Annotated in this window: 11 protein-coding genes, 1 tRNA gene and 3 rRNA genes; all 15 read left to right on the top strand. The window is 30.8% G+C overall.

Going from position 1 to position 20,790, the window contains the following annotated elements:
• Nucleotides 1-217: 217 nt before the first annotated feature.
• The 15 genes from M0D11_RS01890 (at nucleotide 218) to rrf (ending at nucleotide 20,765) form a co-directional block, all read left to right on the top strand.
• Nucleotides 218-293: transfer RNA gene (locus tag M0D11_RS01890), tRNA-Phe, on the top strand.
• A gap of 132 nt (nucleotides 294-425) precedes the next feature.
• Complete coding sequence (gene nagA, locus M0D11_RS01885; protein WP_252319511.1) at nucleotides 426-1,619, top strand: N-acetylglucosamine-6-phosphate deacetylase; 1,194 nt, start codon at nucleotides 426-428, stop codon at nucleotides 1,617-1,619.
• A 27-nt stretch (nucleotides 1,620-1,646) separates the two neighbouring features.
• Nucleotides 1,647-2,396: a glucosamine-6-phosphate deaminase gene (gene nagB, locus M0D11_RS01880; RefSeq protein ID WP_252319509.1), complete on the top strand. Its 750-nt coding sequence runs from the start codon at nucleotides 1,647-1,649 to the stop codon at nucleotides 2,394-2,396.
• Between the two features lie 16 nt (nucleotides 2,397-2,412).
• Entirely contained in the window at nucleotides 2,413-3,162 is a 750-nt protein-coding gene (gene tpiA / locus M0D11_RS01875; RefSeq protein ID WP_252319507.1) for a triose-phosphate isomerase, read from the top strand.
• A 41-nt stretch (nucleotides 3,163-3,203) separates the two neighbouring features.
• Nucleotides 3,204-4,580, top strand: coding sequence for a hypothetical protein (locus tag M0D11_RS01870; protein ID WP_252319506.1), 1,377 nt, complete (start codon nucleotides 3,204-3,206; stop codon nucleotides 4,578-4,580).
• A gap of 17 nt (nucleotides 4,581-4,597) precedes the next feature.
• On the top strand, nucleotides 4,598-6,133 hold the full coding sequence (gpmI, locus tag M0D11_RS01865) for a 2,3-bisphosphoglycerate-independent phosphoglycerate mutase (RefSeq protein ID WP_252319496.1): 1,536 nt from the start codon (nucleotides 4,598-4,600) through the stop codon (nucleotides 6,131-6,133).
• Nucleotides 6,134-6,324: 191 nt separating this feature from the next.
• Nucleotides 6,325-7,257: a hypothetical protein gene (locus tag M0D11_RS01860; protein WP_252319494.1), complete on the top strand. Its 933-nt coding sequence runs from the start codon at nucleotides 6,325-6,327 to the stop codon at nucleotides 7,255-7,257.
• A gap of 29 nt (nucleotides 7,258-7,286) precedes the next feature.
• A complete protein-coding gene (locus M0D11_RS01855; RefSeq protein WP_252319492.1) occupies nucleotides 7,287-9,626 on the top strand; it encodes a hypothetical protein in 2,340 nt (779 codons plus the stop codon).
• A 119-nt stretch (nucleotides 9,627-9,745) separates the two neighbouring features.
• Nucleotides 9,746-11,050, top strand: a complete 1,305-nt coding sequence (eno, locus tag M0D11_RS01850; protein WP_252319490.1) for a phosphopyruvate hydratase — start codon at nucleotides 9,746-9,748, stop codon at nucleotides 11,048-11,050.
• A 106-nt stretch (nucleotides 11,051-11,156) separates the two neighbouring features.
• Complete coding sequence (locus M0D11_RS01845) at nucleotides 11,157-12,209, top strand: ATP-dependent 6-phosphofructokinase (RefSeq protein WP_252319488.1); 1,053 nt, start codon at nucleotides 11,157-11,159, stop codon at nucleotides 12,207-12,209.
• Between the two features lie 18 nt (nucleotides 12,210-12,227).
• Nucleotides 12,228-13,634, top strand: a complete 1,407-nt coding sequence (gene pyk, locus M0D11_RS01840) for a pyruvate kinase (protein WP_252319486.1) — start codon at nucleotides 12,228-12,230, stop codon at nucleotides 13,632-13,634.
• A gap of 43 nt (nucleotides 13,635-13,677) precedes the next feature.
• A complete protein-coding gene (thrS, locus tag M0D11_RS01835; RefSeq protein ID WP_252319484.1) occupies nucleotides 13,678-15,612 on the top strand; it encodes a threonine--tRNA ligase in 1,935 nt (644 codons plus the stop codon).
• A gap of 312 nt (nucleotides 15,613-15,924) precedes the next feature.
• A 16S ribosomal RNA gene (locus tag M0D11_RS01830) occupies nucleotides 15,925-17,446 on the top strand.
• Nucleotides 17,447-17,638: 192 nt separating this feature from the next.
• Nucleotides 17,639-20,576, top strand: a 23S ribosomal RNA gene (locus M0D11_RS01825).
• A gap of 82 nt (nucleotides 20,577-20,658) precedes the next feature.
• Nucleotides 20,659-20,765: ribosomal RNA gene (gene rrf / locus M0D11_RS01820) — 5S ribosomal RNA — on the top strand.
• The 16S, 23S and 5S rRNA genes sit together here, the layout of an rRNA operon.
• Nucleotides 20,766-20,790: the final 25 nt, after the last annotated feature.

Below are 20,790 nucleotides of genomic sequence, written 5' to 3'. Positions count from 1 at the left end.
AGAAAATGGGTCTACTGATTTATCAAATAATAATTGAAAAGAAGAAATTAGAAGAGACTCAAATCACTTAATGCCAAAAACTGAAAAACCTTGTTGAAGAAGATATGTAATTAGAAGATAATTAGTAAAAAAATAAATATATATTTAAATAAATTAAAAAATAAGTTTTAACCCCTTGTTATTTTTTACTTTTATATGCTATTATTGTATAGGTAACGGCTCGGTAGCTCAGTTGGTAGAGCATTCGCCTGAAGAGCGAAGTGTCAGTGGTTCGAATCCGCTTCGAGCCACCATTATTTAAAATATAGGCAATTAAGCCTTTTTTTTAATTATTTTTCTTAGATTTAGGTTTAAGTTAAAATTTTAGGTATAATAGTGTCATTAGCAATTTTAAACAATTAATAATTCTAGAAAGAAGGGTATTAGTGTCTAAAATTTTAGTTTTAAATAATGCGAAAATAATTAGCATTAAGAAAATAATAAATAATGGTTTTTTAGTAATTAAAGATAATTTAATTTTCCAAATTAATGAAGGAAAGTATAATTATGAATTTCAAGATGCTCAGGTTATTGAATGTCATAATCAAACAATAATACCTGGTTTTATTGATTTACATGTACATGGAGGTTATGGCTATAGTTTAATGGATGGTACCATTGAATCAATTAATAATTTTGCAAAATTAGTTCCAAAAGAGGGAGTAACAAAGTTTTGTTATGCAACAGTTACTGCCAGTAAAAAAGAAATTGATAATATTCTTTCAGTATTTGCTAAGTATATGAAAACAGAAAATAAAGGTAACAAGGCACGAATTATTGGTGCATATTTAGAAGGACCTTTTATCTCAGAATTACAAAAAGGAGCACATACTCCGTCATTACTTCATGTTCCTGATCTTAATTTAGTAAAATTTTGAAATATAATTAGTAACAAAAATTTAAAATTTATTGTTTATGCTCCTGAGATAGATCCTAATTTAAATAATAAAAATTCAAATTTTATTTCTTCATTAATTAAAAATAATATTATTCCTAGTGTTGGTCATAGTAATGCTACTTTTAAAGAAATAACTAAAACTATTGAATATGGTTTAATGCATATTACCCATCTTTATAATGCAATGAGTCCCTATAATCATCGCGATCCTGGTGTTGTTCCAGCATCATTATATTATGATCAATTAGTTACTGAGTTAATTTGTGATGGAATTCATGTTGATATTGATATTTTAGCAATAACATATAAAATTAAAGGTGCCGATGGAATTTGTATGATTACTGATGCCATGAGTGCAAAGGGACAGCCTGATGGTAAGTATTTATTGGGACCATTACCTGTCATTAAAAGTAATAATAAGGTTACTGTTGAAGCAACCGGAAAATTGGCAGGCAGCATTGCAACAATGATTGCTGGTTTTAAAAATTTATTAAAAATTACTAATAATAATTGACAAGATTGCATCAAAATGGCCTCTTATAATAGTGCTAAACAAGTAGGAATTGCAAATAAAACGGGTGATATTGTTATTGGTAAATTAGCAGATATTATTGTATTAACTAAGAATAATGATATTTTTTTAACAATATGCGAAGGAAAAATTGCGTATCAACAAGAATAAGTAAGTAATGTAAGGGGTTTTTAAATTATGAAATTAATTATTTTAAAAGATAAAACTGAGGTTGCTCAATTATTAAGTAAAATTATTATTGATATTATTAAAGTTAAACCAAATGCTATTTTAGGATTAGCAACAGGAAGTAGTCCAATTGAAACATATAATTTATTAATAGCAGATGCAAAAAATAACAAAAGAGATTGATCAAAAGTTGTAACATTTAATTTAGATGAATATGTTGGTTTAACTCCAGATCATGTAAAAAGTTATCGTTATTTTATGAATCATCAATTATTTAATCATATTAAAAGTCTTAATTTAAAAAATACGTATGTTCCTAAAGGTATTGGTGATTTAGACCAAAATGTGGAAGAATATGAAAAATTATTAAAAGAAAAAGGACCAATTGATTTACAAATATTGGGTTTAGGTACTAATGGTCATATTGCTTTTAATGAACCAGGTACTCTTGCAAGTAGTAAAACACATGTTGTTAATTTAACTAAAGAAACAATTGAAGCTAATAAAAGATTTTTTTCTAAAGTTGAAGATGTACCAACCAAAGCTGTTACGATGGGCATTCATACTATTTTACAAGCTAAATTGATTGTTTTAATTGCTACAGGAACTAATAAAGCACAAGCTATTCGAGAGTTAGTTGAAGGTAAAGTTTCTCCAAATTATCCATGTACTTTTTTACAAAATCATGATGATGTTACAATTATTATTGATGAAGAAGCAGCAGCATTATTAAAACCAACTATATCAAAAAAAAATTAACTTAAAGGAGAAACAAATGGAACGTAAAAAGATTATTATTGGAAATTGAAAAATGTATAAAAATATAGAAGAAACTCAATTTTTTTTAAATGAATTTAATAAATTAATAAAAACTAAAAATATTAAATATGATTATGGAATAGCAGCTAGTTTTACTAATTTACCCTTATTAAAAATGAACAAAACTTCTACTTTAATTATTGCAGCTCAAAATTGTCATTATGAAACCGAAGGTGCATATACTGGTGAAATTTCAATTAAGATGCTAAAAGATATGATGGTTAGTCATGTTATTATTGGTCATTCTGAACGCAGAATGTATTTTAATGAAGTAGATGAAACAATAAATAAAAAAATACATTCACTATTTAATGCTAATATTATACCAATTTTATGTTGTGGTGAAACTTTAAACCAATATGAAAATAAAGAAACTAATGAAGTAATTAAAAATCAAATTAAGTTAGCATTAAAAAATATTAAAACAGAAAATATTGCTAAGTTAGTAATTGCCTATGAGCCAATATGAGCAATTGGTACTGGTAAAACAGCAACAGCTCAACAAGCCCAAACGGTTTGTAAAATGATTCGTGAATTTATTAGTGAATTATATAATAAAAATGTTGCAGAACAAGTACGTATTCAGTATGGTGGTTCAGTAAAACCCGATAATATTAAATTAATACTTTCTGAACCCAACATTGATGGTGCATTAGTTGGAGGTGCTTCATTAGTACCACAATCTTTTTTTGATTTACTAATTTAACTCTATTTAAATTACTAATAAAAATAAGGAGTTAACTAAACATGGAATTATCAAAGATACAAATTAAAAGTATGTGAACAAAACTAACAAAAAAAATTAAACATCGTGCCTTTCCGGCAACCACTTTTGTCAATGCTTTTAGGAATAAGTCAGAAATTTTAGCATTGTTTAGTAAAAATGGTGAAGACACTAATCAATTAGAACAAATTGGCTTTATTATTTGTACTAAAACTATTTTTGCTCCTAGTAGTGATAGTATTGTTAGTGACAAAGGTATTATTACTAATGAATATTTTACTGGTGAAGTAATTGATGTTAATAATACTCTTATTCCTAATACTTATATTCATTTAGTTAAGGTTAATAGTGGACCAATCGTTATTAACGATATTCCATTGTATTTAACTATCAATGAAAGTCATCATCAATCATTAGTTAATAATAAAATTGGTGCTAAATTATTTACAAATAGTTTGATGAAACAATTAAATTATAAAACTTCTAATTTTAGTTCTATTTCTATTACTGAACAAAATTTTATTGTTGCTCTTAATAATTTAAAGATAAATAGAAAACAAATATTGCAAAGTGAATTTATCATTAATTCTTTATTAGAACAAAAATTATCATTAGAACAGTTAATTTTATTGCAAAATAAAAAAGAATATAGTTATTTAAAAAAATTTAATGAAGTTGAATTACAAGAAATTATTAATTTGCAAAAAATAGCAGTTGTTGCTATTAAAACTAATAAAGATCAGCGAAAAATAACATTAATAGCAGGTAATAAACAACGAATTGAAAACTTTTTTATTAATGCTAAAAAACCAATCATTATTGCTATTAATGCTATTAATAAAAAAATTAGAGCAATTAATCAGCCCGAAAATATTCAACCAATAGCACCGATAACTAATATTACTAATTATCAAGATTTATGACAATTACAAAAAATTCATAAAGAACTATTGAAGTCATTTTCAAAATGGCGGATAGTATCTCAAGATATATTAGAAAATTTATCACAGACTTTTGCTTATGGTTATTATTCAGAAGTCATTGATAATTTGAAAATTACTCATTATTCTTTTAATAATGATTTATTAGATTATAATTTAATGGAAATTAAAGGACACAATTTATTAGCTAATAGTAGTAATACTATTTTATTTCTTTCTAATAATATTAGTGATAATCCTAGTATGGTTATTTTATTAAGTGAAGATTTAAAATCAATTTGTGATTTAAAAACAATAATTACTAAAATTACTAAAAAGCAATCTATTAAAATAGTCTTTAAAAAAGATATTGTTATTTTGAGTACTGTTCATTATCAATGTATTACTGATTTTATTACTAAAATGATTACTATTTTTAAATCTGATAATTTTAAACATCAGTTACAAGTTATTAAATAAAATATGAGGTGAAATTTATGAAAACAAAACAACCAATATTACTATGTATTTTAGATGGTTTTGGTATTGCAAAATCTAGTTCAACTAATGCTATTAGTTCTGCAACAAAACCTAATTTGGATTATTTATTAAAAACTTATCCGCATACTGAAGTTTCAGCTTCTGGCCTTGCAGTTGGTTTACCAGAAGGACAAATGGGCAACTCTGAAGTTGGACATTTACAAATTGGTGCCGGTAGAGTAATTTATCAGTCATTAACATTAATTAATAAGTCAATAAATGATAAAACATTTTTTAAAAATGAAACAATATTGTCAGCAATTAATCATGCCAAAAAGAATAATAGTAATGTTCATATTATTGGTTTACTAAGTGATGGTGGAGTACATGCTCATATTAATCATATTTTAGCATTATTAGAAATTGCTAAACAACAAAATTTTAAGAATGTTTATGTTCATGCTATTTTAGATGGTCGTGATACAAAAGCTGATATTTCTAAAATTTATATTGAACAGTTATTAAAAACTATGAAACAATTAGGCATTGGTATGCTTGCTACTATTTCAGGAAGATATTATGCTATGGATCGCGATAAACGTTGAGATCGTTTAAAAATAGCATATGATGTAATAGTTAATCATGAAGGTGCTTCATTTATTGATCCTATTGCTTATGTTAATGCAGAATATAGTGCTGGTCGTAATGATGAATTTATTATGCCTGCTTATAATTCTGAAATTAATAATGGTAATATTAGGAATAACGATAGCATTATTTTTGCTAATTTCCGTCCTGATCGTGCAATTCAATTAGCATCAGCATTAACAAATAATAAATATGATTTTAATATTAGTATGAAAATACCAACATTAAAAAATACTTTTTTTATTTCAATGATGGAATATGCTAAAAGTGTTAAACCACAAGGTGTTATTTTTCCACCTATATCAATGCTTGATGCTTTAGGGGAATGATTAAGTAAAAATCAATATCATCAATTACGAATTGCTGAAACTGAAAAATATGCACACGTAACTTATTTTTTTGATGGTGGTGTTGATGTTGAATATCCACTATCAACAAGAATTTTAATTCCTTCACCAAAAGTAGCAACTTATGACTTAAAACTAGAAATGAGTGCTCGCGAAATTACTACTCGTTTAGAAAGTGAAATTTCTAAAAACATATATGATGTTATGGTTTTAAATTTTGCTAATCCTGATATGGTTGGTCATACTGGTGTTTTAAATGCTGCCATTGATGCAATTGATGTTATTGATGAATGTATTGGAAAATTGTATCAAGCAATGAAAAAAGTGAATGGTATTTTAATGATTACTGCTGATCACGGTAATGCTGAAATCATGATTGATAAAGAGGGTAATCCTAATAAAAAACATACATCGCAACCAGTACCATTTATTATTTGTAAAACAGAATTAAAATTAAAATCAGGTGGTTGCTTAGCAAATATTGCTCCAACGCTATTAGACGTTTTGGGTTTAGTTAAACCAACTGTTATGACCAGTGAGTCTTTAATTATTAAATAAAAATATATTGATTTTTCTTTTTATTGATAAGTGCTTGTTTTAAGAATATAAAAGTATTAAAATATAGGCATATGAATTAAATATAGTGTTTCCCCTTTTATTTTTTTAAATAAATATAAGGGGTTTATTATATTTAGTTCCTATATTATTTTAGAAATCTATACATTTATTAAAAATTATGGAGGTAAAGTATGCCATTATCAGAAACAGTAGAATATCAATATCGAGAACTTAATGACTTTCTACAAAAATCATTAAGTTCTAAAAAAGATGAATCATCACCCAATATAACTTTAAATAGTTTGGAAGTTAAGATTGATGATATAAAAACACAATTAGATAGTAGTTTAAAAGAATATATTATTGAACTTGTATATGTAGATGAAAAGGGACGTTTAGTAAAAAATACTAATGATGAAAATGTTAGTATTATTCAACAACCACCTTTAGCAATTAATAGTGATCAATTACAACAACTAGTAATAGTAAAAGAAAAATTAGATAGTTCTCTAGTACATTTATATCGAACTAAAAAAGAAAATGATAAGATTATTCTTGAATATTTAGGTAAAAAAGAATTACCGGCATTATTATTAAAAACTCAATCAGAATCCAATAATTTAAATAATGAAGAATATAAAGAAGAGTTAGATGATCTTAATGTTAATATTATAAAAAGATCTGAAGAGTCTATGAAATTATCATTTGCTGAAAATGGAACGTGTTATTTATTTATTGATAATAAAAACAAAACAATTGTTCCTGTAGATGTAAATGATGCTAAGGAATTTAAAAACTTTGTAGCCAAAAAATGTCCTCGTAATGGTAGTATAAATATTGAAGTTGATAAAAATGGAAAGATTTTGTTTGCATATATTATTGATAACCAGACTCATAAGAGGAAAGATATAAAAATTGATGAAAAATTAATTGATACTCTTGAAAGAGTAATTAGTACAGCCTCTTCTTTACATTCACAACATTTACAAAATAATTCTGTTGCACCTAAAAAAGAAGTACAAAGTAATAATTTTTTTCCTGCAAAGGAAATTAATGGTACTGAAGCACCATCAAAACCAGTAGAACAAAATGTTAAGTCAGTTTTATCTACACCAACACCATAAATGTAATAATTAAAGGAGAAAATATAAAAATGCCACTAATGGAAAATTTTAAATGATTTACAAACATTATGAGAAGTATATATCAATCAGAAATAAGTGATGTTGAAGATATTGCTATTGAAGTAGAGGATGACCTATATTCAAAAAAGAATACACTTAATATTTTGAAGAATTCTTCTTTCAATATTAATCCATTAAAAGTAAAAAAAATAGTTAGTTTAAATCAAGATGGAAAATTTGTTGTTGATAGTGGTTCATTAGTTAATACTATATTTATTAGTGATGAATCATTAATTCAAAATGATCAAAGTATATTTAAAAAAGACCAATTAGTTTTCGTTGAGGATGAAACTGACAATACTAAAATTAAAGTATATAAAATTTTATTTGATGAATCTGAAGGTGAAATAAGACCTGAATTAGGATTATTAGGAAGTATAAATTTATTAAAATTTAATGAAATTTTTATAAATTCTGGACTGTTTAAAGAAAATGATGTTTTAATTAATCAAAAGATTAAAAGTTTATTAGATACTCCACAGTTGCGAAATCCATTTGAACAACCAAACCCAGTTTGAGATGTGGAATACTATAAAATTAATGATTATTCTTCAAATAGTACAATGATCGAAGATTTTAAAAAACATTTAAATTTAGTGAATGTTGAAAAAGACTATTTTATTTATTGTCAAGGAAATGAAATTTTTATTAAAAATGTTACTGATCCAAATGATACTTTTATAATCTCAACAACTGCTCAAAGTATTACTGATAATGATATTTTTTATTTAAATAAAAAGATTAACGAAAATGGAGAAATTTTTTGAGAAACCTATAAAATAACAAAAAAACCTGTTCTAGGACGATTATATGATAATGTAAAATATCAAGCACATAAAGTTAAATTTTTAACCGACCAGCAATTTGATGATTTAAAAGCATTAAGTACTCCTCCAGAATTAGGATTTACTATAGAACCAACAAATAATATTGGATTAGCATCTGTTATTAAAGCAGAACAAGAAGAAATTGATTTAGATGCTATGCTTTTTTTACTTATTGTACCAGAAGTATTACCAGAAGATTTACCTGAACCTTTACCGATTACAAATAATATCACTGAAACATTACAAAATAATAGCATAGAAGGTTTGCATAGTTTAGTAATAGAAGATGGTAAAATAAAAATATCAGATGCTAAATCAGATCCAGAAAATGTAATTTTTGAACAAGAACTTTCTCTGGATAATAAAAAAATATGAAATGATATAGAAGTTGCTAGTAAGTATCAAAAAGTATACTTTGCAAAAAACCCAAGTAATAATTTAGTAGAAAAATGAGTAGTTATTGCTGATCAAAATCAACTACAATGTATTGGAACACTTTCTTTATTAGAGTTAAGAAAAAGTTTTGCAAATAATAATTTATTTCCTAATGGATTAAAGGGTATTCACTGTGGAGAAAATGGATCACAAGTTAAAGTGGCAAGAGCTGCTGCTGAACAGGTAATATCACCAAAACCATCAGCTACAAAATTATCTCCAGTTATCGTTAAAAATGTTATTAATTTAAAATGAGATGATAGTAGAGAATTATGAGATTTAAACATAACAACTGATGAGCAAACATTGGATAAAAAATTAAAATTAGAAAAAGATGAAAATGATATTTTGAAAAATTTAATAGATAAAAATAATAATGCAAATACTGTTATTTTATTTAATAAGTATGATGGAAAATTTTTAAGAGCATATTATTTTGATGAAAATAATAAAAAAGTAAATTGCTCTAATAAGTTAAGTGATGAAGATAAAGAACAACTTAGTATCATAAATCAGAAAGCAAAAGTAAGAGTATCAGAAACAAGAACAGTAAGACCAATACCTGATTTAAAATCAAACTTATTTTCAAAAAATATTAAAACTTTTAATTTTAATATTTTTAATGGAAAATGTTATGTTTTATGTAATGATGAACTTGGAATTCCATTAAAAGCAGAAGTGAAACTTAGTCCTGAACAAATTCGTGCATTATCATATTTAACTAAAAATGAAGTTGATTTTTCTTTAACTTTTGATAAAGATGATAATTTTAAAAGTATAAGTTATATCTTTTATAGAGATGAAGTAAAACAAAATGTAACTATTAACAGAAAAGATTTATCTAATGGTAATAATTTTAATCAAAAAACGATTGAAACTGATGAATTAATGAAAGCAATAATTACTGCTCTTAATAATCCTGAAAGTTTAATACCAGAGGATGATGGAGTAACTCCAAAACCATGAAATAGTGATACTGCTGCTAAAGTTAATGATACATCATCACCAAGTAGTACAACTCAACATTCACAACAACAACAAATGTAATTAAATCATCATTATTTTAGAACCACAAATAAAAAATATTTGTGCTTTTTTGATTCTAAACAATATTTTTTTCTGTATAATAATTAGTGAAATATTAAAGAAAGAAGGAATTAACAAATATGTCTTGTATTATTGATATTAGAGCACTACAAGTAATAGACTCAAGAGGAAATCCAACTATTCAAGTTGAATGTTGAACTGAAGATGGTGGATACGGGATTGCTTTAGTGCCATCAGGTGCTTCAACAGGTACTAGAGAAGCTTTAGAACTACGAGACAAAGATACTAAAGTTTATGGTGGACTTGGTGTTATGAAAGCTATTAAAAATATTAATGAAAATATTGCCGAAGCCATTATTGGTTTGGAAGTTACTAATCAAAGATTAATTGATCAAACAATGATTAAGTTAGATGGAACAGAAAATAAAACAAAATTAGGTGCCAATGCTATTTTAGGGGTATCATTAGCAGTTGCTAAAGCTGCCGCTGATGAATTATATGTGCCCTTATATACATACTTAGGTGGTACTAATGCTTGTCAGTTGCCAGTCCCAATGTTAAATGTAATTAATGGTGGTGCTCATGCTGATAATAATATTGATTTTCAAGAATTTTTAATAATGCCAGTTGGTGATAAAACATTTTCAAAGGCAATCCAAATGGCTGCTGAAACTTTTCATGCTTTAAAAAGTATTTTAAAAGGTAAGGGTTTAGTTACTGCAGTTGGTGATGAAGGTGGTTTTGCTCCTAATTTAAAATCAACTGAAGAAGCATTAGATTTAATTGTCGAAGCTATTAAAAAAGCGGGTTACACTCCAAATAAAGATATAAAAATTGCTATGGACTGTGCATCATCAGAGATTTATAAAAATGGTAAATATGTTTTTGGCAATAAAGATGGTAAAAGTAAAAATACTGAAAAATTATTAACTTCAGCGCAACTAGTAGATTATTTAGTTGATTTAACTAAAAAATATCCAATTATTTCAATTGAAGATGGTTTGGCTGAAGGTGATTGAGAAGGATTTAAATTATTATTAGAAAAATCAGAAGGTAAATTCCAAGTTGTTGGTGATGATTTATTCGTTACTAATCCAAAAATTATTAAAGAAGGAATTATTAAAAACGTTGCTAATTCAGTATTAATTAAACTAAATCAAATTGGAACATTAACTGAAACTATGGAGGCTATTGAAATGTGTCAAAAAGCTGGGTGAACAGCAGTAGTATCTCATCGTTCTGGGGAAACTGAAGATACAACGATTGCTGACTTAGCAGTAGCTTTTAATACTGGACAAATTAAAACAGGTTCAATGTCAAGAACTGATCGTGTTGCAAAATATAATCGTTTATTAACAATTGAAGCCGATTTAGCAGATCAAGCTAAATTTTTAGGTGACGATGTATTTTATAATATTAATTAATTAAAATCATATTTTATGGTTAAATTTACTGATATCCTTTTTAATTTTAAACAAATTATAATAATTATCACTAAAATAATGTAATTAGAAGAGAGGATGACTAAATATGCAAGAATTAAATAAAAGAAGAATTGGAATCTTAACTTCTGGTGGTGATTCACCAGGTATGAATAATGTTATTAATGCAGTATATAAGACTTTTCGTGGTATAAATCATGAAAATAGTAAAATTGCTACTGCTGATAAAAGACCATTTGAATTAGTTTTAATAAAAAATGGTTATAAAGGAATAATGACAAATGACATTCACGTTATTGATAACAATTGAGCAAATTTAATTGATCTAGGAACTGAGATGGGGGGAACAATCATTGGGTCTGCTCGTTTTAGAGAATTTGAGCAAGAAGAAACTCGTAAAAAATGTATTGAAATTTTAAAATCTAAAAAAATTGAAGGTTTAATTGCTATTGGTGGTGATGGCACATATAATGGTTTGCAAAAATTAAGTAATGAAGCAGCTATTCAATGTGTGGGTATTCCAGGTACTATTGATAATGATATTAGTTCAAGTGAGTTTACTATTGGTTTTGATACCGCTCTTAATACAATTGTTGAAAATCTTGATAAAATTCGTCAAACTGCTAATTCTCACGGAAGAATTATGATTGTTGAAGTAATGGGTCGTAATTGTGGTGATCTTGCTCTTCACAGTGCTGCTGCTGCAAATTGTGATTTAGTTGCAACTAAAGATTTAGGAATTGGAGAACAGTCATTGATTGATATTATTAAACAGTTGTACACTAAAAAACAACGTCGTTCATTAGTAATAGTAGTAACTGAACGTCAATATGATGTTAATAAAATAGCTAAAATCATTGAAAAGGATACTGATTGTGAAACAAGAGCAGTAATATTGGGTCAAATTCAACGTGGGGGAACACCAAGTGCATTTGATCGTTATTTAGCAACAATGATGGGTATTTTTGCTGCTGAAAGATTTGCAAATAGTAATAAATCTAGTATTTGTATTGGATTGCAAGATAATAAATTAGTAGCTATTGAAATTCAAGATGCATTAAACACACCTTCAATAAATAAAAATAACGTTGCTAATAAAATTTTACGTTTGTCAGGAGTTATTTTTAAAAAAAATACTTAATAAAAAGAGGTGAATAATTTGATATCAATTATAAAAAGAACTAAATGTGTAACTACTTTAGGACCTGCTTCAAATTCTGCTGATGTTATTAAACAACTAATAGAAAATGGCTCAATTTGTGGGCGTTTAAATTTTTCTCATGGTACTCATGATGAACATTTAGCAAGGGTTTTAATGATTAGAGAAGTATCTAAACAATTAAATGTACCAGTTGCTATTATGTTAGATACTAGAGGTCCGGAAGTTAGAACACATACCTTTACAAAAGGTAGTGTAGAAATCAAAAAAAATGAAATTATTACGATAATTGATAATAAAGAGATTATTGGTACTGCGGATAAGTTTTCTGTAAATTATGGTAATTTAGCAAAAGATATTAAAGTTAATGATAATTTACTAGTAGATGATGGTAAATTAACATTAAAGGTTACAGCGGTTAAAGACCATACTGTTATTTGTCAAGCTTTAAATACACATACTATTAAAGATCGTCGTGCTATTAATATTCCAAATGTTAAATTGTCTTTACCTTTTATTTCTGAAAAAGATAGAGCAGATTTAATTTTTGGTTGTCAGCAAAAAGTAGATTATGTTGCTGCATCATTTGTTTGTTCAGCAGCTGATATTAAAGAAATCCGCAAAGTTTTAGATGATAATGATGGTAAACATATTCAAATCATTGCTAAAATTGAATCACAATTAGCAGTTAATAATTTTGATGAAATTTTAAAAGAATCAGATGCTATTATGGTTGCTCGTGGTGATTTAGGAGTTGAAATTCCTTTTGAAAAAGTTCCTTTTTTAGAACGTGAATGAATTAAAAAATGTCGTACTGTTAACAAACCGATAATTGTTGCTACGCAAATGCTAGATTCAATGATAGATAACCCTCATCCAACACGTGCTGAAGTTACTGATGTTTGGGTTGCTATGGATTGGGGAGCAACATGTACAATGTTATCGGGTGAATCTGCTAATGGTAACTATCCTGTGTTATCAATTGCAACAATGAGTAAAATTCTTGTTGATGCTGAAAGTCATCAAGAACAGAGTAAAATTGCTACTGATTTATTGCATACAAAAGATCAATTGGTTGCTAAAACTATTAAAAAAATTATTGAAGAAAAACCACAATATTTAATTACTAATAGTCAAGATAGTAATTATATTAGAACTATTGCTAATGCTCATTTGCCAGTTTATATAATTCCTATTGTTAATAATGTTATTGATTATAATAAATTTGCAATAAACTTTGGAATTTATACTTTTTTAGCAACTGAAGGAATTCCAGTAGAATTAAGTAATTCTTCGCAATTAGTTAAAAGCATTAGTAGCACTTATATAATCCCTACTAAATCAAAAGTATTAGTAGTAGATATTAATAATAATACTAATCCTTTTACAACTTTTATTGTTAAATAACCTAGTACTACTGAGGTAAATTAGAAAAGGAATTAGGTAAAACATGAAAATTAATGTAATTAAATTAAATGGCAAAACGATGACTTATAATATTGAAAATCCAATTACTGGTTATCAATTATTAAAACAGGAAAATGAAAATATAGATTCTTCAATTATTGCTTTTACTCTGAATGGACAATTAAAAGATTTATATTGAGAAATTAAAGAAGATGCTGAAATCAAGTTTATTAAAAAAGATGATGCTTTAGGATGAACTATTTTAAATTATGGATGTGCTATGATTTTAGCTCATACTATTAAATTAATGTATCCACAAGCGTTAATTACGATTGCTAATACTAATGATAATGGTTTTTATTTAGATTTTGATTATGAAAAACGACTTTCTAATGATGAATTAATTAAAATTGAAGAGAAAATGCGTGAAATTTTAATAAAAAATATTGAAATTAAAAGAGTTTGTCAAACTAAAGAAGAATCTTTAAAAACTCATAAAGACAATCCTTTTGCTTTAGAATATATTAAATTAAATCATGTTAATGGATTAAAATGCTCTTATTTAGTTGATAATAAGACTTTAGTAGTAGCATCGGGTGTTGCTATTAATAATTCTTCATCAATAAAAGATTTTAAATTATTAAGTATTACTGGTGCATATTGATTAGGAAATGATAAAAATAAACAATTACAGCGCATTTCTGGAATTTGTGATTATTCAAAAGTAAAATTAGTAGATAAACTTAATGAACTTGAAGAACGAAAAAATCGTGATCATCGCAAACTAGGTAAAGAATTAAGTATTTTTACTTTTAATGATGATTGTGGTAAAGGATTACCTATATTTTTACCAAATGGTATGGTTATTAAAAAAGTTTTGCAGGAATATTTGAGAAAACAAGAATTTATGTGAGATTATCAAGAAGTAGCAACACCAGTTTTAGGTTCTGTTGAATTATATAAAAAAAGTGGTCATTGAGATCATTATCGTGAAAATATGTTTACTCCAATTAAAAAAGAAGAAGAACAATTGGTATTAAGACCAATGACTTGTCCTCATCACTGTATGATTTATAAAAGTGCTCTTCGTAGTTATAAAGATTTACCTTTGCGTTTAAGTGAGCATGCTTTATTATATCGTTATGAAGCAAGTGGGGCTTTAACTGGTTTAGAACGAGTAAGAAGTATGGAATTAACTGATTCTCATATTTTTGTTAGATTTGATCAAATGAAAACAGAGTTTAAACGTTGTTATCAGTTAATTGCTGAGGTTTTAAAAACTTTAAATATTAAAATTGATTATTTATCATTATCTTTACGAGATCCTGCTGATAAAGAAAAATATTTTAATGATGATAAAATGTGAAATCAAGCAGAAACAGCATTACGTGAAGTATTAGATGAATTACAATTAGAGTATAAACCAATGATTGGTGAGGCTGCTTTTTATGGACCAAAATTTGATGTTCAAATTAAAACAGCATTAGGTCATGAAATTACAATATCTACTATTCAATTCGATTTCTTATTACCGAAAAAGTTTAATTTAACTTATATTGATGAAAATAATAATGAAACAAATCCAGTTATTGTTCATCGAGGATTAATTGGTACATATGAACGTTTTATTGCCACATTATTAGAACAAAATAAAGGTGTTTTTCCACTATGATTAGCACCAAGGCAAATTGCAATTTTACCAATAAATGAAAAAGAAAAAACCTTAGAATATGCTAATAAATTATTGCAAACTTGTAAACAACATAATTTACGAACTGAAATTATTAGCAGTGGAACTATTGGCAAACGTATTGTTGAAACACAAACTCAAAAAATTCCTTATCAAATTATTATTGGTGATAAGGAAATAGAAAATAATAATTTAAGTTATCGTCAGTATGGTCAAAAAGAAAGTAAAATTGTTACCTTATCAGAATTTTTAAAATTATTAACAAAACAAGTTGAGAATAAAATATAACTATAAAAATTAAAAAACCATTTAAGGTTCTAATTCTTAAATGGTTTTTTAGTTAATTAAGCAATTTAAATTTTACTAAGTATATTAGTAAAATTTAAACCATTTTTTTATACGAAAAAAAATATTTATATTTTTACTATTATTTTCATTGACATTGGGTTTTGTTTTCTGTAAGATACTTATTGTGCCCGAAAATAAATGGGTTACAAACTAGAAAAAACGATCTTTGAAAACTAAATAGAACAAGAATTAATCCGTCAATTTTTTATTAAAAATTAAATAAGTCAGACATCATCTTTTAACAAAAACAATTTTATTGAGAGTTTGATCCTGGCTCAGGATTAACGCTGGCGGCATGCCTAATACATGCAAGTCGAACGAAAGTAGCAATACTTTAGTGGCGAACGGGTGAGTAACACGTATCTAACCTACCATTTAGTGGGGAATAACTGTTGGAAACGACAGCTAATACCGCATATGTTATTTATTTGCAATGATAAATAATGAAAGGAGCATTTGCTTCGCTAATTGATGGGGATGCGGCGCATTAACTAGTTGGTAAGGTAATGGCTTACCAAGGTAACGATGCGTAGCCGATCTGAGAGGATGAACGGCCACATTGGGACTGAGACACGGCCCAAACTTCTACGGAAGGCAGCAGTAGGGAATTTTTCACAATGGGCGAAAGCCTGATGGAGCAATGCCGCGTGACTGATGAAGGTCTTCGGATTGTAAAGGTCTGTTGTAAGGGAAGAAGTGCTAGAATAGGAAATGATTTTAGTATCGACCATACCTTACCAGAAAGCCACGGCTAACTATGTGCCAGCAGCCGCGGTAATACATAGGTGGCAAGCGTTATCCGGATTTATTGGGCGTAAAGCGTGCGTAGACGGTTTTGCAAGTCTGAGGTTAAATTTAGGGGCTCAACCCCTAACCGCCTTGGAAACTACATTACTAGAGTATAGGAGAGGTTAGTGGAATTTCATGTGTAGCGGTGGAATGCGTAGATATATGAAGGAACACCAGTGGCGAAGGCGGCTAACTGGCCTATTACTGACGTTGTGGCACGAAAGCGTGGGGAGCAAATAGGATTAGATACCCTAGTAGTCCACGCCGTAAACGATGAGTACTAAGTGTTGCCATGAGGCAGTGCTGTAGCTAACGCATTAAGTACTCCGCCTGAGTAGTATGCTCGCAAGAGTGAAACTCAAAGGAATTGACGGGGACCCGCACAAGCGGTGGAGCATGTGGTTTAATTCGAAGCAACGCGAAGAACCTTACCAGGTCTTGACATACCTTGCGAAGCTATAGAGATATAGTAGAGGTTAACAAGGATACAGGTGGTGCATGGTTGTCGTCAGTTCGTGTCGTGAGATGTTTGGTTAAGTTCAGCAACGAACGCAACCCTTGTCCTTAGTTGCCAGCATTAAGTTGGGGACTCTAAGGAGACTGCTAGTGTAAGCTAGAGGAAGGTGGGGACGACGTCAAATCATCATGCCCCTTATGACCTGGGCTACACACGTGCTACAATGGCTGATACAAAGAGTCGCTAAACCGCGAGGTCAAGCAAATCTCAAAAAGTCAGTCTCAGTCCGGATTGAAGTCTGCAACTCGACTTCATGAAGTCGGAATCGCTAGTAATCGCGAATCAGCAATGTCGCGGTGAATACGTTCTCGGGTTTTGTACACACCGCCCGTCAAACCACGAGAGTTGGCAATGCCAGAAGTCGGTGTCCTAACCGTAAGGAGGGAGCTGCCAAAGGCAGGGTTGATGATTGGGGTTAAGTCGTAACAAGGTATCCCTACCGGAAGGTGGGGATGGATCACCTCCTTTCTATGGAGTTTAGTTTCTAATAAGAAACCAAGACAACAAGAAAAATTAGATGGAGGATTTATTGGATTACTTCTTTTGTTCTGTTTAGTTTTCAGGGATTGTTTTCTCTGAGCAATTGTTCTTTAAAAACTGGATAATAGACATCTTTTAAAAAAAATAAGATAATTTTTATCTTGCAATAGGATATTCTAAAAATAAATTATTAAGAGCGTATGGTGGATGCCTTGGAATTGGAAGACGATGAAGGACGCGATTACCTGCGATAAGCTTCGGGGAGCTGGAAATAAGCTTTGATCCGGAGATGTCCGAATGGGGAAACCCACTATCTTTAATCAGATAGTACTGTACAATGAATTCATAGTTGTGCAGAGTGATACCTAGAGAATTGAAACATCTTAGTACCTAGAGGAAAAGAAAGCGAATGCGATTCCCTTAGTAGCGGCGAGCGAAAAGGGAGCAGCCTAAACCAGTCGTCAGACTGGGGTTATAGGACTGTCTATTAGGTTCGACCTATGAAGAGTTACAAAATTTATATATAGCAGAAGTTGTTGGGAAGCAACGCCATAGATGGTGAAAGCCCAGTATGCGAAATGTATAAATCTCTTGACAGTATTCTGAGTACGGCGAGGCACGTGGAACCTTGTCGGAATTTGCGCAGACCACTGCGTAAGGCTAAATACTAACCAATTACCGATAGTGAACCAGTACCGTGAGGGAAAGGTGAAAAGTACCCCGAGAGGGGAGTGAAATAGTTTCTGAAACCATATGCTTACAACAAGTCGGAGCCCGTTAATGGGTGACGGCGTGCCTTTTGTAGAATGAGCCGGCGAGTTACGATTACATGCAAGGTTAAGTTGAAAAGACGGAGCCTAAGTGAAAGCGAGCCTGAATAGGGCGTTTAGTATGTGGTCGTAGACCCGAAACCAGGTGATCTAGCCATGAGCAGGTTGAAGTTAATGTAACAGTTAATGGAGGACCGAACCAACGTTCGTTGAAAAGACCGTGGATGACTTGTGGCTAGCGGTGAAATTCCAATCGAACCTGGAGATAGCTGGTTCTCCCCGATATAGTTTTAGGACTAGCGTCAGAATTAGTGCAATGGAGGTAAAGCTCTGAATGTATGATGGCCCCACCTCGGGGTACTGAATGCAATTAAACTGCGAATGCCATTGTTACATATCTGGCAGTCAGTCTATGGGTGATAAGGTCCATGGACGTGAGGGAAACAGCCCAGATCATCAGCTAAGGTCCCCAAATCAATGCTAAGTGGAAAACGATGTGGAATTGTTCAGACAGCTAGGAGGTTGGCTTAGAAGCAGCCATCCTTTAAAGAGTGCGTAACAGCTCACTAGTCGAATGATTCTGCGCGGAAAATGTACCGGGGCTAAGCATTGTACCGAAGCTATGGGTCTATATATATGTTTACATATATTGTGGGCGGTAGGGGAGCGTTCTAATCTGCGACGAAGTTAGACCGGAAGGACTAGTGGAGCGTTTAGAAGTGAGAATGCCGGCGTGAGTAACGATTGAAGGTGAGAATCCTTCATGCCGATTGACCAAGGTTTCCTGGGCTAGGTTCGTCCACCCAGGGTTAGTCAGGACCTAAGGCGAGGCCGAAAGGCGTAGTCGATGGATAACAGGTTGATATTCCTGTACCACCATGGTGACTGATGGAATGACGGAGAAGGCTAAAATGTCCCAGTGATTGGTAGTGCTGGGCTAAGTACAAAGAGGGTTGTGTAGGCAAATCCGCACAGCGTTAACCTTGAAGTACGATGGGGAGTGAACGGTTCGCTTAGTAACGAAGCATTTGATGCCATACTTCCAAGAAAAGTTTCTAAAGACATCACCATGGTGCCTGTACCGAGAACGGACACACGTGGTCAAGGAGAATATCCTAAGGCAAGCGAGATAACTATAGCTAAGGAACTCTGCAAAATAACTCCGTAAGTTAGCGAGAAGGGGAGCTCATAGCAATATGAGTCGCAGTGAAGAGGTCCGGGCGACTGTTTAGCAAAAACACAGCTCTCTGCTAAGTCGTAAGACGATGTATAGGGGGTGACGCCTGCCCAGTGCTGGAAGGTTAAAGAGATTTGTTAGCGTAAGCGAAGCTTTGAACTGAAGCCCCAGTGAACGGCGGCCGTAACTATAACGGTCCTAAGGTAGCGAAATTCCTTGTCAGGTAAGTTCTGACCCGCACGAAAGGCGTAACGATCCGGACGCTGTCTCGGCTATAGACTCGGTGAAATCTTAGTACCTGTGAAGATGCAGGTTACCCGCGATTAGACGGAAAGACCCCGTGGAGCTTTACTACAACTTGATATTGAATTTTGGTGTAGTTTGTACAGCATAGGTGGGAGACGTTGATATGCAGACGCTAGTAGGCATGGAGTCACCATTGGGATACCACCCTTGCTATATTGAAATTCTAACTTGAGACCATAATCTGGTCTAAGGACAGTGTCTGGTGGGTAGTTTGACTGGGGCGGTCGCCTCCTAAAAAGTAACGGAGGCGCCCAAAGGTACCCTCAATATGAATGGAAATCATATGTAGAGCGCAAAGGTAAAAGGGTGCTTGACTGCGAGACATACAAGTCGAGCAGGAACGAAAGTTGGGCTTAGTGATCCGGCGGTGCTGTGTGGAAAGGCCGTCGCTCAACGGATAAAAGTTACCCCGGGGATAACAGGCTAATCTCTCCCAATAGTTCATATAGACGGGGAGGTTTGGCACCTCGATGTCGGCTCATCGCATCCTGGAGGTGTAGTCGCTTCCAAGGGTTGGGCTGTTCGCCCATTAAAGCGGTACGCGAGCTGGGTTCAGAACGTCGTGAGACAGTTTGGTCCCTATCTGTCGTGGGCGCAAGAAATTTGAGGAAAGCTGTTCCTAGTACGAGAGGACCGGAATGGACCTACCTCTGGTGCACCAGTTGTCACGCCAGTGGCACAGCTGGGTAGCTATGTAGGGCATGAATAAGCGCTGAAAGCATCTAAGCGCGAAGTCAGTTCCAAGATGAGATTTCTCATTCGAAAGAAGTAAGATCCCTTGAATACTACAAGGTTGATAGGTCAGGTGTGTAAGCATAGTGATATGTTCAGCTTACTGATACTAATAGATCGAGGATTTATTGAAGAATATATTCTCTATTGCAAATCAAAAGTAATCAAATTTAAAGATGTCTGTTTCTAGTTTTTAGGGAGCAATTGCTAAACTATTTGGTGTCCATGGCGGAGTGGTCACACCTGTTCCCATCTCGAACACAGCAGTTAAGCACTCCAGCGGCGAAAATACCAGCAATGGGAAAATAGCACGATGCCAAATTTTTTTTACATTAAAATAAGTAAAT

Source organism: Spiroplasma endosymbiont of Lariophagus distinguendus, from assembly GCF_023846195.1.
Classification (GTDB): Bacteria; Bacillota_I; Bacilli_A; order Mycoplasmatales; family VBWQ01; genus Spiroplasma_E.
Note: the sequence above shows the minus strand (reverse complement) of the source record. Positions and strands in the feature narration are given on the sequence as shown.